Genomic DNA, 23,569 nt, shown 5'->3' with positions numbered 1-23,569 from the left:
AGCGAGGACGTGAGTGAGGAGGAAAGTCAAAACTCTTTGCCCGATCCTCAATCACTCCGTCCTCAACACTGATTTATATTGCCAATGCCTCTTGAATCGTCTTATTGTAGATAATTCGACCGGGCGTCGTCCGAATGTATTGGGTCAAGACATTTCCTTCCTTGTCTTGCCGCACTCGACGGAAGTTGTAGGTTGTCCAGACGGTGCCATCAGCTAAGGTTTCCACCTTTTCCGGCTCCGCATCCGGTTTATCATTCTCTACTATCCCGTCAAAGCGCACCCAGATGTAGGCGTGTAAATCTACCGCAGACTGCTCATAGGCTAAGAGCGCATCATCCAAGCTGGCGAAATAACCTCCAGCGCCCTTGGTCGCTGCTGGGTTTTCTGCCGTTAGGTAATAGCAGCCTAATACCATGTCTTGGCTAGGCGTTACAATGGGTCGTCCCGTCGCTGGAGAGAGGATGTTATTAGAAGCCAGCATCAGTAACCGCGCTTCTGCCTGAGCCTCCAAAGAAAGCGGTACGTGAACCGCCATCTGGTCGCCGTCGAAGTCCGCGTTGAACGCCGGACATACCAGCGGGTGCAGCTGAATTGCTCGACCTTCTACCAGAATTGGCTCAAACGCTTGAATCCCTAGACGGTGCAGCGTTGGTGCCCGGTTTAGCATCACCGGGTGTCCGGCAATTACTTCCTCTAGCACGTCCCACACAGAGGCATCCCCGCGCTGAATCAGCTTCTTGGCTGCCTTGATATTATTGACTAGTCCGCCGCGAATCAGCCGGTGAATTACAAACGGTTGGAATAACTCAATTGCCATTTCTCGTGGCAAGCCGCATTGGTGGATCTTTAGCTTTGGTCCCACCACAATTACAGAACGTCCGGAGTAGTCTACTCGCTTACCCAACAGGTTTTGCCGGAAGCGTCCCTGCTTACCTTCAATAATGTCTGACAGAGATTTCAGGGGTCGATTATTGGCTCCTACTACCGTCCGTCCCCGACGACCATTATCGATAAGCGCATCCACAGCTTCTTGCAACATCCGCTTCTCGTTGCGAACAATGATTTCCGGTGCCAAGATTTCTTGGAGCCGTGCTAAGCGGTTGTTGCGGTTAATTACCCGACGATACAAGTCATTCAAGTCAGAAGTAGCAAATCTGCCGCCATCCAGCTGCACCATTGGACGCAAATCTGGCGGAATTACCGGAATCACCGACAGCACCATCCACTCTGGCTTAGAACCAGTCGCGATGAAGTTGTCAATCACTCTCAGGCGCTTAATCAGTTTCGCCCGCTTCTGACCCTTCGCATTGGCAATTTCCTCTCGTTGCGACTCAGCCTCTGCTTCCAAGTTAATGTCCTGCAAGAGACGTTGCAGCGCCTCAGCACCGATTCCCACCTCGACACCTTGCAGGGTAGAATCTTCGCTATAGAGCTGCTCCTCAATTTCCAGCCACTGATCTTCCGTCAGCAACTGCTTGTAACTGAGATTCTCCGCGTTGCCAGGACTGAGTACCACATAGGCATTGAAATAGACAATCTGCTCCACATCCCGCAGGGGCATATCCAGCAGAATCGACATATAGCTGGGAATGCCCTTGAGATACCAAACGTGAGCCACAGGTGCCGCTAGCTTAATGTAGCCCATACGGTGACGACGCACCCGCGATTCTGTCACTTCTACGCCGCAGCGTTCGCAGACAATACCTCTGTGGCGCACCCGCTTGTACTTGCCGCAGTGGCATTCCCAATCTTTTGCGGGGCCAAAAATGCGCTCGCAGAAAAGGCCATCCATTTCTGGTTTGAGCGTCCGGTAATTGATCGTTTCGGGTTTCGTGACCTCACCCACCACTTGACCATTGGGCAGGTTTCTTTGCCCCCAGTCCTGAATTCGCTTTGGCGATGCCAGAGCAATTTTGACGTAGTCAAACCGCTGTTCTAGCTGATGTCTCATCTGTCGCTGCGCTCCAATTAAAAATTAAAAATGAAAAATTAAAAATTAAAGAATTCCTAATTTTTAATTTTTAATTTTTCATTTTTTATTGATTAAACTTCGTCTTCTTCCAGTTCCTCGCGGCTGAGAGATTCATAGGTGGGTCGCGTCGGCGTCCGGCGATTTGACACATCCGCCATCAAGTCAACCTCTACGTGTCCCGTGGTTCCGTCCTCGGTCGTCTCCACCTTATGGACGGCAATATCTAAACATAGAGATTGCAGTTCTCGCATCAACACCTTGAACGATTCTGGTGTTCCCGGTCGCGGAATCGCCTTGCCTTTCACAATCGCATTCAGCGCTTCGTTCCGCCCCTGCATATCGTCGGATTTCACCGTCAGCAACTCCTGCAAAATGTAGGCAGCGCCAAAAGCTTCCAGCGCCCACACTTCCATTTCGCCAAATCGCTGTCCGCCCTGCTGCGCTTTGCCTCCCAAGGGTTGCTGCGTCACCAAAGAGTAGGGTCCCGTAGAACGGGCGTGGATCTTGTCGTCTACCAGGTGTACTAGCTTCAGCATATACGCCTTGCCCACGGTAATCGGTCGGTCAAAGGCTTCCCCAGTACGCCCATCAAAAACTCGGAGCTTTCCGGCTTCATCAGGGTTAAACAGCCAGTTCTTCCCGGTCTTCTTCCTCGCCTCCTCCAACTTGCCATGCACCGATTCGCGGCTCTTTTCCGCTCCGTGCATTTCATCAAAGGGAATCACTTTGAAGCGGACATTTAAGTTCTCACCAGCCCATCCCAGCAAGCACTCAAACACCTGCCCCACATTCATCCGTGAGGGCACTCCGAGTGGATTGAGCACGATGTCCACGGGGGTTCCATCTGGCAGATAGGGCATATCTTCGGCGGGCAATATCCGGGAAATAATTCCCTTATTACCGTGCCGTCCCGCCATCTTGTCGCCCACTTGGATTTTGCGCTTCTGCGCGACGTAGACACGCACCACCATGTTCGCTCCGGGGGGCAGTTCGTCGCCCTGTTCGCGGGTGAAGACGCGCACGTCTACCACGCGCCCTTTCTCTCCGTTGGGCACTCGCAGGGAGTTGTCCCGTACATCCCGCGCCTTTTCACCGAAAATTGCCCGCAGCAGTTTCTCTTCCGGTGGCTGGTCGGATTCCCCTTTGGGCGTCACCTTTCCTACCAGAATGTCCCCAGCTTCTACCCAGGCTCCAATTCGGATAATCCCGGTTTCATCCAGGCTTCGCAAGCTATCTTCCCCGACGTTAGGAATTTCCCGCGTAATTTCTTCGGGTCCTAGCTTGGTTTGCCGTGCCTCGATTTCGTACTTCTCAATGTGGATGCTGGTGTAGACATCGTCGTAAACCAGCCGTTCGCTGATTAAGATCGCGTCCTCGTAGTTGTAGCCTTCCCAAGGCATATACGCTACCAGGATATTCTGCCCCAAAGCCAGTTCGCCCCCTTCGGTAGCAGAACCGTCGGCAAGTACCTGTCCGGCAACGATGCGATCGCCCTCATACACTAAGGGTCGCTGATTCAAGCAGGTATCCTGGTTTGAGCGCTGATACTTCTGCAACTCATACTCGATCTGCTGTCCGTTGGGTTCCCCGGTTTCGTCGAAACTCCGCACTGCGATCCGCGTCGCATCCACAAAGGTGACTTCCCCGTCGTATTTGGCAACCACGACCATCCCGGAGTCCCGCGCCGCCTGGGCTTCCAAGCCAGTCCCGACTAGGGGTCGCTCTGGTTTCAATAACGGCACTGCCTGCCGCTGCATGTTCGATCCCATCAACGCTCGGTTGGCATCGTCGTGTTCCAAAAAGGGAATCAACGATGTGGCAACCGAAATAATCTGCACCGGCGACACCGCTACATAATCCACCATGTCGGGTGTCGTGGTGGTGAAATCTTGGCGATATCTCACCGCTACCGATTCTCCCAAGATCCATCCATCCACATCCATCGGGATGTCCCCTGGCGCGACTTGCAGATCGTCTTCCTCATCTGCCGTCATATATACCGGCGCTTGTTCCTTGAGTACCCGTCCGTTTTCTACCTTCCAGAACGGCGTCTCTACAAATCCATAGGCATTCACCCGCGCATGAGTTGCCAAAGAGCCGATCAATCCAGCGTTCGGTCCTTCTGGCGTCTCAATCGGGCAAATCCGCCCGTAGTGGCTCGGATGAATATCCCGCACGGCGAACCCTGCGCGTTCCCGCGTTAGTCCTCCCGGACCCAACGCTGAGAGTCGCCGCTTGTGAGTCAATTCCGCTAAGGGATTTGTCTGATCCATAAACTGGGACAACTGGGAGGAGCCGAAAAACTCCTTAATCGCCGCTACCAAAGGCTTCGGGTTTACCAAAGAAGCGGGTGTTAGGGTTTCGGCATCCGAAACGGTCATCCGCTCCCGGATAATCCGCTCTAAGCGGTTCAAGCCGACGCGCACTTGGTTTTGCAATAGTTCGCCTACTGAGCGCACTCTTCGGTTCCCCAAGTGGTCGATATCATCGGTAATCCCGATGTCATATTCCAAGTTGATCAAGTAGTCTACCGCTGCCAGAATATCGGTTGGGGTCAGCACGCGCACTGTATCCGGCACGGAGAGCCGCAGCTTCTTGTTCAGCTTATAGCGACCAACGCGACCCAGGTCGTAACGCTTCGGATCGAAGAAGCGCGATTCCAACAACTGCTGTCCGCCAGAAACCGTTGGTGGTTCACCGGGTCGTAGTTTCCGATATAGCTCCATGAGCGCTTCTTCTTCGGAAAACTGCCCTTCTTTCTCAATGGTCTTCTGGAAATATTCTGGGTGACGCAACGCATCAAAAATCTCAGAGTCGGAAAGCCCCAAGCTCTTGAGTAATACCTGTGCCGACAGTTTGCGCGTCTTATCGATTCGTACCCACACTAAGTCGTTTTTATCGGTTTCAAACTTCAGCCACGCACCCCGGTTGGGAATAAGAGAAGCTGAGTAGGTACGGCGTCCGTTTTTGTCGGTTTCCGATTTGTAATAAACTCCGGGGCTTCGCACGATTTGGTTAACGATCACCCGCTCGGCACCATTAATAATAAATGTGCCTCGGTCGGTCATTAGGGGCAAATCGCCGATGAAGACTTCTTGCTCTTTAATCGTGCCGTCTTCTTTATTAATGAGCCGCGTCGGAACGTACATTTGTACGGCATAGCTTGCATCCCGACGCTTGGCTTCATCTACATCGTACTTGGGTCGCTTGAGTTTGTAGTCTTTGCCCAAGAAGTGCAACTCCAGCTTGCCGGTGTAATCGGTAATCGGCGAAAAGCTGTTAAGTTCTTCAATCAGACCTTCTTCCAGGAACCAGCGGAAGCTGGCTCGCTGAATTTCTACCAGGTCTGGCAACATGTAAGCAACTGGAGTGGAGGTCTGATTAGTCATGCTTTTCCTCTTGCAAAAGAATTCAGGTAATTACCTGTCGTAAGGGGGGGGTTTAAGAAGAATGCCAGTGGGGAGACCCGACTTCCCAATCAACCCGATCGTCTAGAACTCAAAAGTCATCCGTTAGTAAGGATGAATCCTGAATTGATTCGTCCTCCATCGTTGATGGTTTTGAATTCGTCCTTCATCTTTAGATCCTTCCCATCTAGCGGGATGGAATTCGTGCCAAAGTAAGCAGTAGCGGCGAAGTATGCCTCACTCGTCCCCAAGGACAAGCGATTGGCAAGAACAAAATGAGCCGTTTAGTCCCCACTAGCAGGGAAGGAAACGTCTCAGGGTTGTTTTTCGTTGGTTTTATACGCGAACCAGCAGTTCGCTTTGGCTTGTTTGCTCAAAGATAATATTTAGTGCTTCTTTACCAGGTATAAGGACAGTGATTGCAGGGGTATGAAGTCTGTTTAGGTGGAGCAGGCAGCCATCCCAGTTTGCTCGCAAGAATTCTGTTCATAGAGGGTCTTTTAAATATTATGTCGCAAATTGACTTTCTTTGTTGACACCTACCTCTAAATTGGGGTAATGAAACCCAGAAGGGAGAAAAGAGATTTTCCACCAAAAGTTATTGTCTTCGGGGGATGGATGTCTCTGTCGTGGTTCTCCCTGCCTTTCCAGTGTCTACAGCACTCAGAACGGGTACGGTACGCGGCACGCGGCATGGATAAAAGCCCTTACAATTGGGCACTAAATCGCAGCACAAGGCTGAGGTACGGAAAGTCGAAACAGATTACAGGCATTCTGGGTGGTTTGCGTGGCTAGAGTCCCTAAAGAGACCCCCCTCAGATGGGCAACACACTCTGCGACATATCGGACGTAGGAAGGTTCGTTACGTTTGCCACGCTTGGGAACGGGTGCGAGGAAGGGGCAGTCGGTTTCAATTAGGAGGCGATCGCTGGGGATTCTCCTCGCCGATTCCTGAACTTGAGTGGCGTTTTTAAACGTTACGATGCCGCTGATACTAATATAGAAACCCAAATCCAAGAACCATTGCATTTCTTCCGGAGTACCCCCCCAGCAGTGCATGACGCCCCGCACAGGACCCGTGCGCTTCCAGAAATCTTGCAACAGTTCGTGCATGGTCGCAGCAGCATCTCGGCAATGAATAATTACAGGCAAATCAAGTTGCTGCGCGATCGCTAGCTGTGCTTCAAATACTTCTATTTGCCGCTCCCTATCTTCCGCTTTATAAAAATCCAGACCCATTTCGCCAATTGCTACCACTCGCTGGTCAGAACTCGCCAGCGAACGAATTTGTTCGGCAGTTTCTGATGCCCACTTCTCGGTATCGAGGGGATGTAACCCCACGGCGAAGTAAAGTTCTGGAAATCGGTTTGCCAGTGATTGAATGCTTGAAAACTCCGTAGGTTCCACGCACGAATGCACTAGCCGAACGATCCCCGCTTCGCGCCACCGAGCTTTAATCTCTTCCAGATCGGACTGGAAGAGATCGAAGTTTATATGGACATGGGTATCGAACAACTGTATCTGTTCAGTCATTGGTCATCAAGCATTGGGTAGTGGGTAACGGGTAGTGGGAATTCTACCTACCACCGCCTTCGATAAACAACTGACTGCTGACTACTGACGAGCGGCTAGCAACTAGGAAGCAGAAGCATCCGACGAAGCCGGGGTTGAAGTTTCTGGCTGGGGCTGCGCGCGTTTGAGAGCCTTAGCGAGATTGGATTTTTTCCGGGCACCGTTGTTGGTATGCAAGACCCCCCGCTTTACCGCTTTGTCAATCTTGCTGTAGACCTCTGACATCCGCCGCTGTACTTCTTGCAGCGATTCCGCAGTGGGGTTGGCTGCGTGGGTTTGGACGGCTGCAAGATAACTCTTCATCAGCGTTTTTACGGCTGATTTATAGGTCTTGTTACGCAGCCGGTTGCGTTCGGCTACTTGGACTCGCTTTAGGGCTGACTTAGTATTGGCCACAGTCTTGAAGAAAACTCTGTACAGTTAACAAACAGAACTAGATAGATTAATATACCATCTCTCCATAAATTATAGCGATCCCTTGAAAAATCCAGGTTAAGCTATAGAAACGAGTACAGGGAATAGGCTGCCTCATCCCTTGAGATGAGGATAGTGATATACCTGAACTCAGGCGGGTAATTCCTAGATGGTGATTCCGACTCCATGCTGCGAATCATTACTCAGGTATCTGAGGCAAGAACTGAACTGCGGCGTATCTGCGATCGCACCCATGACGACCAGATTGTTCATAAAGAGGCAACTGTTCGGGAAGTCTTACAGGCTGTGAAGCGCCAGGGCGACAAAGCTCTGCTGCACTACACGGCTGAATTCGATCGACAAACTTTGAATTCCGAACAGCTGCGCGTTAGTGGCTCAGAACTGGATGCTGCCTATCAACAGGTGTCCCAGGAGTTACTCAACGCGATTCAACTGGCACGTCAACAAATAGAAGCATTCCACCGGCAGCGCGTCCCGAAATCTTGGGTTCAATTTGGGGACGATGAGATTGTTTTGGGGAAGCGTTACACGCCGGTAGATCGAGCAGGGCTTTACGTTCCTGGCGGTCGAGCGTCCTATCCAAGTACGGTATTAATGAACGCCATCCCTGCGAAGGTAGCGGGTGTGCCGAGAATTGTCATGGTGACGCCACCAGGGCAAGAAAAAACGATTAATGCCGCGGTGCTAGTGGCAGCCCAGGAAGCTGGGGTGCAAGAAATTTATCGGATTGGCGGCGCTCAAGCGATCGCGGCTTTGGCTTATGGCACCGAAACCATTCCTAAAGTAGATGTCATCACTGGTCCCGGTAATATCTACGTCACCCTGGCGAAAAAGCTCGTATATGGCACCGTGGGGATTGACTCGCTGGCAGGGCCTTCTGAGGTACTGATTATTGCCGATGAAAACGCCAATCCCGTCTATGTGGCGGCAGATATGTTGGCGCAAGCGGAACACGATCCGATGGCAGCAGCAATTCTCCTGACAACAGAAGCTGGGTTGGCGAAGAAAGTACAGCTAGAAGTAGAACGTCAATTGGAAGATCATCCGCGACGGCTACTGACAGAGAAAGCGATCGCTCATTACGGTTTAATTGTGGTGGTTGACTCTCTGTTGGTTGCTGCCGAACTCTCCAACGAGTTTGCCCCCGAACACTTGGAACTGGAAGTCCAAGAACCCTGGGATCTGCTGGAAAAAATTCGCCACGCGGGTGCTATATTCTTGGGTTCCTCAACGCCCGAAGCTGTGGGAGACTACTTAGCAGGGCCGAATCACACGCTACCTACCTCTGGCGCTGCCCGTTACGCTTCAGCACTGGGAGTTGAAACGTTTCTGAAACACTCCAGTTTGATTCAGTACTCGCCGACAGCGCTCCAGAAGCTTGGCAACGCTATCCAGATTCTTGCCCAAGCCGAGGGTTTGACTTCCCACGCTGACTCCGTGCGGCTGCGAATCGAGAAGAGGTCTGACGAATAACGAAAAAGGAGATTTTGGGGTGCTAAAAATTATTCTGGTGGCTCTCGACAGTTCAGAGCTTTCGGAGGGAGTGATTCAGTCCCTGGAAGAACTCCAACTACAGCCAACGACCAAAATCATCCTTTGCCATGTGATTCCTTCGTCGGGGTCTGAGGTGGAAATTGCTGTTGATAAGCCCCATACCTCTTCGGAGGATCTGCCCTATCGGCAGATTGAAAAGCAGATGGAATCTTATCAGGCAGCTTTACCTTGCCACAGCGAATTAGAAATCGTTTCTGGCGACCCCGCTGAAGAAATAATCCGACTTGCGAATATTTATCAAGCTGACTTGATTGTGATTGGCAGTCGGGGTTTAACGGGTTTGAAGCGAATTATAGAGGGTTCTGTCAGCAGCCAAGTTGTTGCTGATGCCCCTTGTTCCGTGCTGGTGGTGAAGCAGGCATAAAAATTAAAAAAGAAGCCCTGGCGAATAGAATTCGCGGCTATACAGACAAAACCTGCCTACCCAGGTTTTAGAATAATTGATTATTCTTAGTCCGCGCAGGCGGACTTTTTTTATTTAGCCGCAAATTCCATTCCTTGGATGTAGGAAATGCTAATTAAGAGAATAATTCAGGCTCAGATTCTCGATTTTGAGAGCCTGAATTATCCCTGAGGTCAGCCTTACCCTTTACTTTTTCTTTAGATGAATTTGAAAGTAACTGGTTTCGGTTCTGATTGAAAGAAGTGTTCTAAGCCAGGAATTACATACTGAAAGCCGTCTATAAACGTGTCTCTTCAACCTAGTTTGGAGTGCTGGATTCAGCATTAATTTCATGCTTAGAGGAACTTTTTCTAATTCCTAGTCCCTAATAACTTCTAGTAAAGTAGAATAATTATTCTAGTTGAGATTGGCTAAATAATAGGCTAATTTCGTAATCAAGAAGCTGAGAACCTTGCAAAACTGAGTTCAAACTGAGCGATGCGTTAAGACTGTAGCATTCTGTACTGGCTTTTTAATGAATGAATAAACTCACCCAGCCTATTCAGGGCAAATTTCCGACAAATAGGCTCGGTAGCGTCATGCTCAAAGAGTGCGAACAGCAGACCGAAGTTTATCAAGTTTTGATAGAGTAATAAAAATTACAACAAATACCCGGATTGCAGTACGGGATCTGGAAACTGCGATCGCCAAATGGTCGTCTAAAAATTTATTGGCATTACATCATTTGTAGATTTATGGTGATTTCCCGTAAATTAGGGACGAAGGTAGCAGGAAGTGCATCACTGATTTTGATACAGTTTCTCGGTTTAATAGAATTTCCCCTCAATTCTCTATTGAGCCGCCTATCAATTGATTTAGGGTTTAGCTCAACCGCTTATGCAGATGTTGTGCCGAAAACGCCAACAGGTTCTGGTTACGAGCCGGGTGATGTGGGTGCTCCCGGAGGCACCATTGGAACGGGAACGCGAGTTCGTTATCAGCCACCCGATGATGGAATGATTCCCAGAGGCGGTACCAGAGGCGTTGACGAATCGCCAATAGAATGCTCTGAGTCTCAGCCTACATCTGTGACTTTGTTGGCTCCTACGACTCATACCGGATTGACTGCATCAGGTCATCCCATCTTTTACTGGTACTTGTCGGGCAACCAATCGGTACCGCTTGCTTTTACACTGGTTGAGCCAGGAGTATCTAAGCCAATTATTGAGCAAACAATTCAAACACCCAAGGCGGGGATTAATCAACTCCAGATGTCCAAAGAGTTGCCAGAACTGGTTCTAGGACGGGAATATCTATGGACAGTCACTCTGAAGTGCAATCCGAAACGACGTTCTGAAGATCAGATTGCTCAAGGCTGGATTAAGCACGTACCCGCAACACCTGCTCTAGAGAAACAACTGGCAGCTGCGCGATCGCAGATTGGCAAGGCAGCAATCTATGCTCGATCGGCATACTGGTATGACACTCTAGGCGTAATTTTAGCTGCCCATGCTACTTCCCCCAAGGATCGGTTGATCCGCCAGGAGTTTCTATCGCTCTTAGAGCAAATTGGACTGACAGAGGTGAAAGAGCAAGAACAACAACGGTTGGTAAGGCAGTAGCTAGGTCACCAACATAAATTTAAAATTGTCTTTGCCTGAATAAAAACCCGTTTTCTGGTAGAAAACGGGTTTCTTTTATTCCACAGAGTGAAGGCAAAAGTGTTTGTAAATAAGCCACTGAAGAATCTACCTTCTCTGTCTCTCTTACTCAGTTTGTGTTCGTGTTAGTCTTTAATAGCGATCGCGCGATTCCCAAACATGAAAATCGTTCTTCTAGCCACCCTTCAGCCCTCAGTCCTCAGTCCTCAGTCCTCATCCCTCAGCCCTCAGTTCTAAGATCGGGATGCTAGAAATTCTCGCAAGCGCAGCAAACTGAGTGTTTGCCCCAAACTCAGCGACAGTAGAGATACTCCTTCTAGACGTGACTGTACCCAATGTTCTCCCCAGTACCACTCGTGATAACCGTCAATTCCTTGACTCAAGAGCAGGCGCAGACAGTTGGGTTGAGCCACTTCCACTTGGTGTTGTATCGCCACTGGCCCCACCCAACTGGTGTAAATTAACCCCTCAGACAGTTGTTCCGGTAGCCCTGCGGAAAGGCGCAGGGGCCACAACCACTGGCTTTGCTGGCTGGGGCGAAGCAGACTGTCGCCGATGGCTGCTGCGGGGGAATTTACTTCTATTCTAAGATGGCTTTGTTGAAAGTTTCCTAGCATAAACAGTTGCGGTTTCTTTGTTATTAGTTGTTACTGGTACAGAAGTTTCTATTTACTGTTCCTAATCTTAATGTAATCGTTTTTCTTGAGAGTAGTGGCTAAATAGTCCTGGCAGCTAAGAATTATCATGCATACTCTAAATTCAGATTTGCATCAACAACAAAAAATTAATTTTAATATAATATCTGTTTTTAAATTAACTAAAACAACATAAAAAATGTTTTTTAAAAATGTTAATTATATTTCAATCCTTATTTTTAGCCTGTTTATCCATCTGTGCCTGATAGAAGATTCAGGTTCTTATCTCTTATTTGAAAAACTAGCTGTTTTTGGCGGTTCCGATAATTAGCACCGCAAATACCACCTCACTATTAACTGCCATGCCTACAATAAAAGTATAGTGTGTTAAGAAATGTAAGGTCTTTTCATGGCTGATCAGTTAATCCGTGCCACGGCGGCAGAGGGTGGAATTCGCGCCGTTGGGGTCATTACCACACGCCTCACACAAGAAGCCAGACAGCGTCATAATCTTTCATACGTGGCAACCGCTGCACTGGGACGCACCCTGTCATCTGGGCTATTACTTGCCTCTAGCATGAAGCGAGAGGGGTCAAGGGTCAACATTCGCATAAAAGGAAATGGGCCACTCGGCGGGCTTCTCGTTGACGCCGGATTGGACGGAACTGCACGAGGGTATGTAGATAACCCAAGTGTGGAACTGCCCCCAAATGCCAAAGGAAAACTAGATGTCGGGGGAGCAATCGGTCGGGAGGGATACCTCTATGTCGTGCGCGATGTGGGATACGGCTACCCGTATTCGAGTACCGTTGAGCTGGTGTCGGGTGAAATTGGGGATGACGTTGCCCACTATCTGGTGACTTCGGAACAAACGCCCTCAGCACTAGCGGTGGGTGTATTTATAGAAGCGGGTACAGTCCGGGCTTCTGGTGGGTTGCTGGTGCAAGTTCTGCCCAAGGCGGCGAGCGACGAGAGCCTAGTGCAACTTTTGGAATCTCGAATGGAAGCACTGGCGGGATTTACACCCTTGTTACAGGCAGGCAAGACGTTGCCAGAAATTTTGGAGCAACTACTAGGAGATCTGGGTCTGGTCATCCTACCAGAAGTCCAGATGCTGCAATTTCACTGTGGTTGCTCGATGAGCCGTGTCTTGGGTGCTTTGAAGATGCTAGGCGAAGCCGAACTGCAAGACATGATTGAAAAAGATGATGGAGCCGAAGCGACTTGCCATTTTTGTGGAGAGGTTTACAACGCCAGCAGTGACGAATTGGCGGCGCTGATTGAGGATTTACGTGCCGAGTCTGTTTAGGAATCAGAAGTTAGAAGTCACAAGGTAAGAAAAAATTCTAGATTCTGTAGCTGAATTGAAAATTTCCTTGTGAATGATGAATTATAGATTTTGACTTCTGGATGAGAATATAGCTTTTTGCGGCTGAGGGGAGTAGGATTGCAACTACTGCCTGTGCTAAAAAGCATTCGTCCCAGGCGAAGCGCGTTGTGGTGTGAATAAGCTATGACTAGAAATCCCGAAATTCCAGATGGCGGGCGGAGCGGCAAGTCTTCAAATTCGGCTGGGTGGACATCCCAAAAACGAGTACCTGCGTCTGGGCGTCCGAGCGATCGCAAACCACACACGAGCGAGAACTCTTCTCAGCCCGTCCCCAGAAAAGCACCGCGTCCGGGGAAACAGCCACTTCCTCCACCAACGGATCGTCCTCAGCGTCCGGCGGGTAGTACTGCACCAGCAGAGGGGGGTCAGCAAATTCCGGCTACACTGCCGAACTCTCCGTCAGAAGCACCCAAGCCACCTCGACCTAAACGTTTTTTACGCTTGCCGACTAGCTGGGCATTCTGGGGCATCTTGGTGGTGCTGCTCTCTGGGGGGCTGGGTTTTACAGCGGTAGCGCTGTTGTTTAACCTGCCAGCGCTTCCCAACTGCCCAGCCATTTTTTGGCCTACGGCTTCGGCATCGCTGCGCCTCAGCTGCGCTCAGATAGCGGCTTCTAAGCAGACGGCAAAAGATTTGCTAGAAGCGATCGCGCTGGTGAATGGTTTGCCAGAAGATCACCCGCTACGCCCAGAAATTGACAAGCATCTGGAAGAGTGGTCGCGGGAGATTTTGAAATTGGGAGAGGAATCCTTCCAAGCGGGTCAATTGTCCGAAGCGATCGCAATGGCTCGCAAAATCCCCACGGGCGTACCAGCGTACAAGTTGGTGGATGAGCGTGTAAATCGCTGGCAATCCATCTGGTCGAAGGCAGAAGGCCTTTACAAAAAAGCCGAGGACGAGGTGCGCGAGTCTAACTGGACTCAGGCTTTTCGCGATGCGGTGCAACTGGTCTATATCGGCAATAACTACTGGGCAACAACCAAGTACGACCAACTGGTGAATCTAATTCAGTCGGCGCGGGAAGAAAGCGCCAAGTTGGATAAAGCGTTCCAACTTTCTAAGAGCGGAGGATTAGATAATCTGTTGGAGGCGATCAAACTGGCACAAGCAATTCCGCCCAGCAGTTTGGCATACAAGGAAGCTCAAGGCGCGGTGACAGAATTTGGGCGCAAATTAATCGATATGGCTCAAGAGGCGCTCGATCGAAAAGACTGGCAAACGGTCATCCTCATTACCAGTAAAATTCCCGAAAGCCTGAATTTACAAAGCGAAGCGCAAGATTTGAACGACCTGGCAAGTGCCCAGTCTCGCGCTCAGAAGGGAACGGTTTCAGATTTGGAAGATGCGATCGCCCTTGCCCAAAAACTAAATCCAGGACGCCCTCTATACGATAAAGCCCAGGATTTGATTGTTCGCTGGCAGCGAGAAATTGAAGATGTCGCCCATTTAGATCGGGCGCGGGAACTGGCAAAAGGCGGAACGGTCGGTGACTTAAGCGCAGCGATCGCGGAAGCACAACTGGTTCCCAGCACCAATCCCCGCTCCGCAGAAGCAAAATCTCTCGTCAATAACTGGACGAGTCAAATAGAGACGGTAGAAGATCGTCCCTATCTCGCTCGCGCCGATCAACTGGCAAGTTTGGGGGATATGAGTTCCCTGCAAGAAGCCATTAACGAAGCGAGTCAAGTGGGTCAAGGACGCGCTCTTTATACAGAAGCGAGGCGCAAAATCCGACAGTGGACTGACAAAATCGAGCGAATGCAAGACCAGCCTTATTTGGATCAAGCGACTGGTTTAGCGAATGCAGGGGATCTTTCCGGCGCGATCGCCGCAGCGGGACAGATTCAAGCGGGACGAGCGCTCTACGGTGAAGCTCAAGGCAAAATCCGACGGTGGCAAGACAGAATTGAGCGGGTACAAGACCAGCCTTATTTGGATCAAGCGCAAGCTTTGGCAAGTTCGGGCAATCTTCCCGGTGCAATTACCGCAGCAGGACAGATTCGATCGGGACGAGCGCTCTACGGTGAAGCTCAGGAAAAAATTAAAAGTTGGCGGACAGAACTGCGATCGCAAGAGATTTTGCAGTCCGCTTATCAGTTAGCGAATCCAGGAACACCGGAAGCGATCGCGCAAGCAGTTCAAACGGCTCGTCAGGTGCGTAACTCGACGCGAGTCGGTGCTGAAGCCAGAGAGGTGATTAATCGCTGGAGCTATCAACTGTTGGCGATGGCACAAGATCAGGCGCGGAATGATGTCCCAAGAGCGATCGCGATCGCCCAAAACATCCCCGATGGTTCATCTGCCTACACCGACGCTCAACGGGCAATCCAAGGTTGGAAACAAAGTCTAGAACCTCAGTCCCTGGAGAACTCACCTTCTTTTTAGTCATTAGTTGATTATTCGGTGTTTTGCCAAAATCTAAAAACTAATCGCTCATTACCGCTTTTTCTGTTTCGCCTTTGTTGCCGTACCGCTCTTTCTTTTTCCTTTTTCTAGTATTGGCGCAACATACTTTAACCACAATTGAGTATGAGGTCTGCCAGCCTGATTCCACTCCTTAACAATCTGCTCGGATTCCCCGGCTTTTTCTAAATACTCCAAACCATTTGGCACACCAAGAACAGAAGCTTTTGCCAGATAATATTTACGCTGTTGAGTAGAATCGCACCGTTCCCAACATTGCGCGGCACGTTCATAGTTCTTGGCGCGGTAGAAACAAGTTCCCGCACGGTAGAGCATCCCATTCCAGCCTTCTCCTAAAGCTTCGAGAACCTCTCCAAATCGCTGCCACTCATTCGGGTGGAGGTTTGTCCCGGCAATTAAAGTCCCAATTCCCGTCGCATATTCCTCCAAGGCTAGTTTCCACTGTCGGCTGTTGCGGTGAATCTCCAACTGGTTGCTTTTGATGCAGTATTGGAGGAAGTGAGTGAACTCCTTTAAAGAAGGTTGGCTCAATTTTTTGTCCATAAATTGGGCAATTTGCCGCTCTGATTCCCGACCTGGCGGAGCCTTGTCAAACTGCTTCAACAATGCTGACCAACACATCCCCTGCCAAAAACAATCCCAAGCGTCTTCTGTTTTGCCAAGCACAAGAAAACGTTGACCAGCTTCGCTAAATTTCTGCTCAAATTTGAGTGCCCAAGCTTCACAAATTTCTGCTTTTTTAGCGTAGGCGCGATCGCTGTAACACTGTCTGGCACGTCTCATGAAATCTGGATCTTCCGAGTTCATTCCCCGACTCTCGAACTCCTGCGCGATCGAGTGCCAGTCATCTTCTTGCAGATCCCGTGCGCTTTCAGGTTTTCCCAAACGGATGGGTTGAACGTTTTCTCGCCAAGCAGGATTTTGTGAATGCTGTAAAAGCACTTCTAAATAAGTTTCTGTGACCCCCCAAAGCCGCTGGTCTCCGATTTGAGAATCAACAACAAATAGACGTTCTTTGGCTCTGGAAGCAGCTACGTAGAGTTTATTAAAGAAAAATTCAAATTCGTATAAACGATCCGCTAAAAGGTCTTTTGAGTCTTCCCGTCGATTGGCTAGATTCCAGACAGCTTTGTTACATTCTTCGCCAAATTTGTAGAGAACGACTCGTTTAAATTCCAATCCTTTAACTGCACTAGCACTCAATACATTTTTGAGCGGTTCTGACTCTGGAATTTCTACCAAAATTTGAGAAAGAACCGCATCGTTTTGAGCATAAGTAAGCTCTCCCCCTTCTTCACAAGGCACAATAATAATCGTGTCTCTCAGGTAGTGTTTGAGTTGCTCAATTTGAATATTCCGACCAATAATAAATTTTTGCGGAGTGGGAAAGTGACCTTGTTTCCAGGCAGTTTGCGGCTGAAGTGCCGGAATTTTGAACAGAACCTGACGACACAATTGGATCAGGTTAATCACTTGCACCACCGCAGTACAAGAGCGATAGTTAGACTTCAGCTCCGGGAAATTCATCCGCAGATTTAATCGCTGTGTGGGATCGAGTGCTGCGATCGCTTCATTGTAAAATGCTGCCTGTACGCTCTCCCAACGAAATCCCGTCGGGTTCAAGGTTTGGAAAGGATCTCCAGCAAAAGCAAAAGGCAAATTACGCATAGGCTGGTATCCCAGATCGCACTGAGAGAATGCAGACAGCCGCATAATTAACTGAAGCTCCAGTCGGGTGAAATCTTGCGCCTCGTCGCAGAAAATAGCGGTGTACTCAGCACGGTAACACTTGAGTTCCAGTACCAATCTAATCAAATCTTGATCGTCCCAGTACCCTAGCTCGGTTGTTAGCCGCTTATACCAACGTCCCCAGATGGTTTTGTAAATCTCTTGGAACTGAGCGACTGGAACAGTGCGTTCCTGAGTCGGCACTTCATCCTGGTAGTCTTCTGGAGTCATGTACCGAAGACTGTACCCCTTGATGAAAGTTCTGATAACGTGCCAGGAAAGTTCCGGGGAATACACCTGTGCTTGTGGCAGCTTCGAGTCTCGGTAAAGCTGTCGGAAGCGATGGAAAGAAATGTATTTCTGAGAATCGAAACGTTCCTGGAGTGTATGCGGGTAGCCGGTAGGGTTTCCCGCAGAGTAAGGTTGCTGGATCATCCGGTTAGCCAGGGATGCATCGTCTGCTTCTAAAGGGAGTAAGTTTAAAAGAAATGTCCCAAACGGCTGGAAGAAGGCACTGACATCAGGGATTTCCGAACCTTCTGTTCGATCTGCCACAAAGCGGTGATGGAATGTATGCAGACAGCGCACGAACTCCTTCGCCACCTCTAATAGACGCTTATTATAAGTAAGGAAAAGCGGTTTACCTGGAAGTTCTTTTCCCGGTTCGTAGTAATATTTTCGATAACAATAATCTGCAAACAAATACAGCAGCATGGTAGATTTACCGCTACCCGCTCGTCCATTTAAGAAAAGCGGCAGACAATTATTTCCCCGCGCTGATGTTGTTGATACCGAGTTAAGAATTGCCTCTTCTTCTGCTGAAAGGGCTAGATTTACTTCTGCTCCTCTTTGAATGGCAAGCCAACTTTGTTTATCTGTTACTAAGTAACTCGGATAAGACCGTCGCGCAAAGGGCGTGAGTTCATCCAGAGTTAAAGGCTTAGATAAAACATTTTTAGAACCATCAAATAAATTAGTTGCCTCCCCTATTTTGGCTATTTCTTCTGTAGAAGGTCGATGAGCAAAAGACGCTAGGAGAAATAATACTTTTCGAGGTAGTGTATCGGCGGTTTCAAGTTGGCTAAATAGCACATAGCAATTATTTTCACCACACAAATACACACCGGGCCAAGCAGCAATTTTCTCAGCGTTCCTCGATTTTTCTTCTATTCCAGAGATAATTTGATAGTAAATTTCCCAGTCTTCTCCGATTTCTGGACTCTTGAACTTGGCAATCCACTCATCACTTTCGTAGAGGATTACCCAAGAGTCTTTATCCTTTTCGATCTCCCAGCCTGGAGGTTCTAGCCAGGGAAGCAAATCGTCCGGAAGCGGTTCGCGTCTTGAAGACACGTTGCTGGCTGACGGTTGCTGCTGTTGAAGCCAACCAGTTAGCGCTTCCTCATCTAATTGGCAGTCGAGATTCTTTTTGCCGTACTCTTCAGGGGTTCGCAGAAACTTTTTGTATTCTTTAGAGCCACGGAGAAAAATGTCTAGTAGACATAGCACCAGGTCGTCCTGTACGGATCGAATTCTGGCAATGAGGCGTAAATTGTTTTCCCCTCTCCGCTTTAAGTAGGGATAAACCCTCTCAAAACGTGCCTGTGACTCATCAATACTCAAAGGCTCAAGTTCGTTGCATAATTTATCTACTTGAGCCTGAACACCATAGCACAGAGTCTTTCGGTTAAATTGGGAGGTGCGATAGACGTACATAAACTTGTCTGTAGCTGTTTCTGAAAAAAACAGGCTGAAGCCACTATTACTTATTGTTATGCAGTAGAGAAATTGCTGTGTAGAATTTTTGTTACATCTTACACAGAATCGCAGTTTTTACCTCAAATAGTTCTAATTTGCCTATCCTTCCAGGTCGTGTCATTATCCACTTGTGTTGAAACTTGAGCTTTGTTTCAATCCCGCCAGAGAATAAAATTTCCCTTCTAATTGCTCAGAGAATGGTTTAAAAACTGAATTTTTCTAACATTAGTCTGTTTCAACTCACATTTTGCACCAGTCGCATTACCTGTCTGTAGTTTCAACCCCTTGCTAACAGAATCAAGTCTTCGCTTAGAAGACTAAGTAGAAATTTAAGCCCATTTCAAGGGACTTAAGCTATGAGCCTTGGACTGAATTTCAAAGCAGACTCTCAGCTTCCTGCGAATGGTGCAATATGTCCTTATGCTTAAGGTAATGACAAACCTTCCAGGGTGAGCCAGGAAAGGAGAAATCACCGATATCCTAGTACCTATGTCAATTGGTATTTAATTACATTTTTCTATTTAAGCACTTGTCTGAATGGGTAGTTGCACAGTAAATGTAGTCCATCCTTGTGTGCTTTGAGCCTGAATGGTTCCTCCTATTTTTTCGACCAAATTTTGCACTAAATATAGCCCTAATCCACTTCCTCCCTCTTTCCAGATATCACCATTAGGAATGCGGTAAAATTTTTCAAAAATTCGAGGTAATTCTGTATTTAAAATTTCTGCTTGATTGGTAATTTTAAAGTTTACTCTTGAATTTGAGCTTGAATTAATATTTATTGAATAATCCACATAGACACTAATGGATATTTCACCAAAAGAGGGGGTATATTTACAAGCATTTCCAATCAACTCTATTAATATTTGCTCCAGACAAATCCGGTCTGAAATCAGTGGAGGAAGATCGGGAGAACAATCAATATTTAAAATTTGCTGGCGCTGAGCTATTCCAGGTTTAAATGGCTCAATTAAAGTCGGAAGCCAGTATTTTAGAATTAAAGTTTCTGGAGATATTAATTTTTTTTCCGATTCTAAACGATGCAAATCTAAGATATTGTTAACTAGTTCTATTTCCCGAATACATTCAGCTTCTAATAGCGCTCTATATTGTTGCTGTTGTTCTTCATTAGAAATGATTTCCAACATTTGAATAATCAGCTTCATGTTGGCTAGAGGGGTTCGCAAATCGTGAGAAGCTCTAGCAAGCAAATCATCTTTTTGAATATTGAGCTGCTGGAGTTCTTGGATTTTCCCTTGCAGGAGTGTCACAGCTTCTTGTTTTTTTAGCCGAGTAGCGATCGCGCCTAGCAATTCTGCTCTGGTAAACGGCTTCGTCAGATAATCATCGGCTCCCAGTTGCATCCCTTGGCGCAAGTCTTCTCTCTCCGTTTTAGCGGTGAGAAAAATGAACGGAATCATTGCCGTTATCTGGTCTTGGCGCAATTGAGTTAGCACGCTGTAACCATCAAAATTGGGCATCATGATATCACAAATAATTAAATCGGGTTCGTGTTCCCTCGCTAACTGCACTCCCACCAAACCGTTTTCCGCACCAATGGCATCAAACTCCTCAGCCTTGAGGAGTTTGAGAAGGTTGCTTCTAACTGCTGGCTCATCTTCAATCACCAGAATCTTTTTCACAGGTCTGACTGGTCAATCTGTTATTTAAAGGAAGAACGACTTTAAATGTCGTGCCAATCCCAATTTTACTGGCTAATATGATCCTACCCTGATGTAAGTCTACACACCTTTTAACAATTGCCAGTCCTAATCCCGTACCATTGATGTTGCCGACATTTGTTCCCCGGTGAAACGGTTCAAACAATCGGGATCGATCTGCCAGAGGAATCCCGATTCCTTCATCTTGTATTTCTAAAATAGCCTCTCCGTCTTGGGAACTAACTTCAAAATAAATATTGCTGTTATTTGGTGAATAATTAATAGCGTTTGAGAGCAAATTATTTAAAATTTGTCGCAGCAACGTTCTATCCATACCAGCACTCAGAAATTGGTATCGGCTGGTAAAGACAATCTTATGCCCACGGCTCGCGGTAAGTTGGATTTCGGCAATAATTGTCCGACAAAATTCAATTAGGTCAAGGGATACCGGATTAAAGTTTAATCTTGCTGCGTCGGCTCTCCCTAATGTCAGCACATCATTTAACAGATGGGTCATGTGGTTAACAGAGGATTGAATGAGATGAAGTTGTTCTAATCTTTCCTCTTGAGTCCAGCGATCGCCATAATATTCTAGTAATTCGGAAGAAGACAGAATAATGCTTAAAGGCGTGCGGAACTCGTGAGAAGTCATAGAGACAAAGCGAGATTTCAGTTCGCTCAGTTCTTTCTCTTTTGCCAAAGCATTCAAAATCTCTTCTTCTGCCTGTTTGCGCTCCGTAATATCTATGCACGAGCCGATGTAACCCGCAAAGCTGCCATCAGGTGTGAAGCGCGGAATCCCCGTATCTAAAACCCAGCGATAATTCCCATCAGCACGCTTGAGGCGGTATTCCACTCGCACTGGTTGGCGAGTATTGAAGGCTGATTTATAGGTGTCCAAGCAACATCGTAAATCATCAGGATGTACACTTTCTAACCAACCGTTGCCTAGTTCTTGTTCAAGATTGCGTCCTGTAAAATCTAACCAAGCTTTGTTGAAAAATGTTCCCTTGTAATTAACGTCTGACATCCAAATCAAGGCAGGCACGTTGTCAGCCATAATCCGGAAGCGGGTTTCGCTTTCCCGCAACGCTTCCTCCATCTGTTTGCGCTTGGTTACATCCAGAGTTAGAGACAGCACTGATACTAAATTGCCCGATTTATCTAATAATGCCGAGTTGTACCATTCGCAATAAACAACCGAACCATTCTTAGTGTAATTGCGGTTGCGGGAAACATTACGCTGTTCGCTGCTATCGATTAGCCGCTGAGTAACACTATCGACAGTTGGCACGTCTTCAGAAAAGACAAACTGCCACTCAACGGGATGTTTGCCAATGACTTCCTCTGCTTTCCACCCGAAGATTTTTTCTGCTTCCGACGACCAACGCGACACCCGAAAATTACAATCCCACTCTATGACCGCTAGGGGTGAGTTTTCAAAATGAAAGTTTAGTCTCTGAAGTGCATCCCGGAGCGCTTCCTCTGTCTGCTTTTGCTCAGTAATGTCACGAGCGACACTTAACACAGACTCCACTGACCCATCTAAAGCAAATTCCGGGACGATACGAGCTTGATAGCATTTTCCGCTGACTGAGGACTTGCTTTCAAAAACGTGTGGCTGACCTGTTGTAAACACATCTTGAAGAATTTGTTGAAAAGGAATATAAATTTCTGGTTGGATTCCTAACTCTGGATGAGTTTTGCCGATAAAGATTTGTGGGGATATTCCGATTGCTCGTTCTACAGCGGAATTGACATATAAATGTTGCAATTGTTTGCCAAATCTGGAAATGATATCAGGAGAATTGTCAGCCAGTGCTTTAAACTCTTGTTCCCGGCGGTGGAGTGCTTCCTCTGACTGCTTGCGCTCGGTGATATCGACTGCAATCCCGGTTGTTCCGATTACCTCCCCGGTGTTATTAAAAATTGGGGTTTTAATTGTTTCTGTCCATAGCATTTTTCCTTCTTGGTAGACTGCGGGTTCTTCGACACGCTTGTGCTTGCCGATTTTCATCACCTCTCGATCGTCCTCTCGATATCTTTCGGCTAAATCTGGATGCCAAATATCTAAATCTGTCTTCCCAATTAAGTCTTCTGGTTCGAGTCCGCAGGCGTTACCAAATGCCTCGTTGACGGCAATGAATCTGCTTTCTTTGTCTTTTAACCAAGCTAAATGGGGAATGTTATCGAGGATGGCTTTCTGCTGGCTGCGCTGCTGTGTTAGCTGTTCCTCTGCTTGCTGGCGTAGCGTAGCGTGCCGCAGGCTTTCACTAATGTCTTCTAAAATTCCAACATGACCGATAAATTCTCCTCGATCGGAGAACATCGGTGAAGACCGAACGCGAACCCAACGCACAATTCCTTCCTTAGTTTGAAAGCGAAACTCGTCAGAGTATTCTCTCCGTTCACGAGTATGTGCCAACCAATCTGTAAAGACGCGATCGCGATCGCTTGGGTGAACCACCTGCAACCACCCTTCTTGCAAACTCTCCTCCAAGGTAAAGCCACAGATGGCTTGACAGCGGAGATTTGTGTAGATGCAACACCCCTCCATATTTGCCAAAAAAATCCCCACTGGCGAGTAGCTACTCAAACAACGGAACCGTTCTTCACTTTCTCGCAACTCATCCAGAGCTTTTTTGCCTTCGATAATTTCTTGCCGCAATTGATGGTTGGTTTCTGTTAATGCAGTAGTACCCTCAACTCGAATTTCTAAGGCTTCGTTCGCCTGATTCAGTACAGCTTCAGCAGCTTTGCGTTTGGTGATATCGCGGGAATTAACAACAATGTCTGCGATCAATGGGTTAGCCAGCCAATTATGATATTGGCGCAGTAGTTTAGCTTTTTCTGCTTTGAGTTTCCGGATTAATTGTGGTTTTAGCACAGCCTGCACAGAGCGCACTTGCCTTCCCAATCTACGCATATTTTTTTGACCTTCGGAGTAAGTTTAATCGTTTGCAATAGTGATTTTTTGCCTTACCTCAACC

13 protein-coding genes are annotated in these 23,569 nt (G+C 47.9%); 5 read left to right on the top strand and 8 right to left on the bottom strand.

Annotated features, from left to right (window positions below; genetic code table 11):
• Positions 1 to 73: 73 nt before the first annotated feature.
• The 4 genes from H6F52_RS20405 to rpsT all read right to left on the bottom strand — a co-directional run bounded on the left by H6F52_RS20405 (position 74) and on the right by rpsT (position 7,347).
• Positions 74 to 1,951 carry a DNA-directed RNA polymerase subunit gamma gene (locus H6F52_RS20405; protein ID WP_190425180.1) on the bottom strand — a complete coding sequence of 626 codons (1,878 nt, stop codon included), beginning with the start codon at positions 1,949 to 1,951 and terminating at the stop codon, positions 74 to 76.
• 92 nt (positions 1,952 to 2,043) lie between these two features.
• Positions 2,044 to 5,361, bottom strand: coding sequence for a DNA-directed RNA polymerase subunit beta (gene rpoB, locus H6F52_RS20400; protein WP_190536581.1), 3,318 nt, complete (start codon positions 5,359 to 5,361; stop codon positions 2,044 to 2,046).
• Between the two features lie 738 nt (positions 5,362 to 6,099).
• Positions 6,100 to 6,900 carry a YchF/TatD family DNA exonuclease gene (locus H6F52_RS20395; protein ID WP_190536613.1) on the bottom strand — a complete coding sequence of 267 codons (801 nt, stop codon included), beginning with the start codon at positions 6,898 to 6,900 and terminating at the stop codon, positions 6,100 to 6,102.
• Between the two features lie 114 nt (positions 6,901 to 7,014).
• Positions 7,015 to 7,347, bottom strand: a complete 333-nt coding sequence (gene rpsT, locus H6F52_RS20390) for a 30S ribosomal protein S20 (protein WP_190425173.1) — start codon at positions 7,345 to 7,347, stop codon at positions 7,015 to 7,017.
• A 204-nt stretch (positions 7,348 to 7,551) separates the two neighbouring features.
• On the opposite strand from rpsT, the gene hisD reads away from it, so the two are divergent.
• The 3 genes from hisD (at position 7,552) to H6F52_RS20375 (ending at position 10,944) form a co-directional block, all read left to right on the top strand.
• Positions 7,552 to 8,859 (top strand): histidinol dehydrogenase, encoded by a 1,308-nt coding sequence (gene hisD, locus H6F52_RS20385; protein ID WP_190438126.1) that lies wholly within the window; start codon positions 7,552 to 7,554, stop codon positions 8,857 to 8,859.
• 19 nt (positions 8,860 to 8,878) lie between these two features.
• The gene (locus H6F52_RS20380) at positions 8,879 to 9,304 is read left to right on the top strand and encodes a universal stress protein (protein ID WP_190536580.1); all 426 of its coding nucleotides are present in this window, start codon (positions 8,879 to 8,881) and stop codon (positions 9,302 to 9,304) included.
• A gap of 695 nt (positions 9,305 to 9,999) precedes the next feature.
• The gene (locus H6F52_RS20375) at positions 10,000 to 10,944 is read left to right on the top strand and encodes a DUF928 domain-containing protein (RefSeq protein ID WP_190536579.1); all 945 of its coding nucleotides are present in this window, start codon (positions 10,000 to 10,002) and stop codon (positions 10,942 to 10,944) included.
• A gap of 272 nt (positions 10,945 to 11,216) precedes the next feature.
• Here H6F52_RS20375 and H6F52_RS20370 read toward each other — a convergent pair whose 3' ends face one another.
• A complete protein-coding gene (locus H6F52_RS20370) occupies positions 11,217 to 11,600 on the bottom strand; it encodes a hypothetical protein (RefSeq protein ID WP_190414613.1) in 384 nt (127 codons plus the stop codon).
• A gap of 427 nt (positions 11,601 to 12,027) precedes the next feature.
• Between H6F52_RS20370 and hslO the strand changes: the two genes are divergently transcribed.
• A complete protein-coding gene (hslO, locus tag H6F52_RS20365) occupies positions 12,028 to 12,927 on the top strand; it encodes an Hsp33 family molecular chaperone HslO (RefSeq protein WP_190434191.1) in 900 nt (299 codons plus the stop codon).
• A gap of 204 nt (positions 12,928 to 13,131) precedes the next feature.
• Positions 13,132 to 15,393 (top strand): chromosome segregation ATPase, encoded by a 2,262-nt coding sequence (locus H6F52_RS20360; RefSeq protein ID WP_190536578.1) that lies wholly within the window; start codon positions 13,132 to 13,134, stop codon positions 15,391 to 15,393.
• Between the two features lie 51 nt (positions 15,394 to 15,444).
• Here the strand turns inward: H6F52_RS20360 and H6F52_RS20355 are convergent, their stop codons facing one another.
• The 3 genes from H6F52_RS20355 to H6F52_RS20345 form a co-directional block, all read right to left on the bottom strand.
• Positions 15,445 to 18,876, bottom strand: a complete 3,432-nt coding sequence (locus H6F52_RS20355) for a hypothetical protein (RefSeq protein WP_190536577.1) — start codon at positions 18,874 to 18,876, stop codon at positions 15,445 to 15,447.
• A gap of 563 nt (positions 18,877 to 19,439) precedes the next feature.
• Positions 19,440 to 20,561: a response regulator gene (locus tag H6F52_RS20350; protein WP_190536576.1), complete on the bottom strand. Its 1,122-nt coding sequence runs from the start codon at positions 20,559 to 20,561 to the stop codon at positions 19,440 to 19,442.
• Positions 20,539 to 23,505 (bottom strand): PAS domain S-box protein, encoded by a 2,967-nt coding sequence (locus H6F52_RS20345; RefSeq protein ID WP_190536575.1) that lies wholly within the window; start codon positions 23,503 to 23,505, stop codon positions 20,539 to 20,541. The genes H6F52_RS20350 and H6F52_RS20345 overlap by 23 nt, the downstream gene beginning before the upstream one ends.
• Between the last annotated feature and the right edge of the window lie 64 nt (positions 23,506 to 23,569).

The sequence above is a fragment of the Coleofasciculus sp. FACHB-542 genome, from assembly GCF_014695825.1.
Lineage (GTDB): Bacteria > Cyanobacteriota > Cyanobacteriia > Cyanobacteriales > FACHB-T130 > FACHB-T130.
The sequence above is the reverse complement of the archived record's forward strand: the minus strand, read 5'-3'. Positions and strand labels throughout refer to the sequence as shown.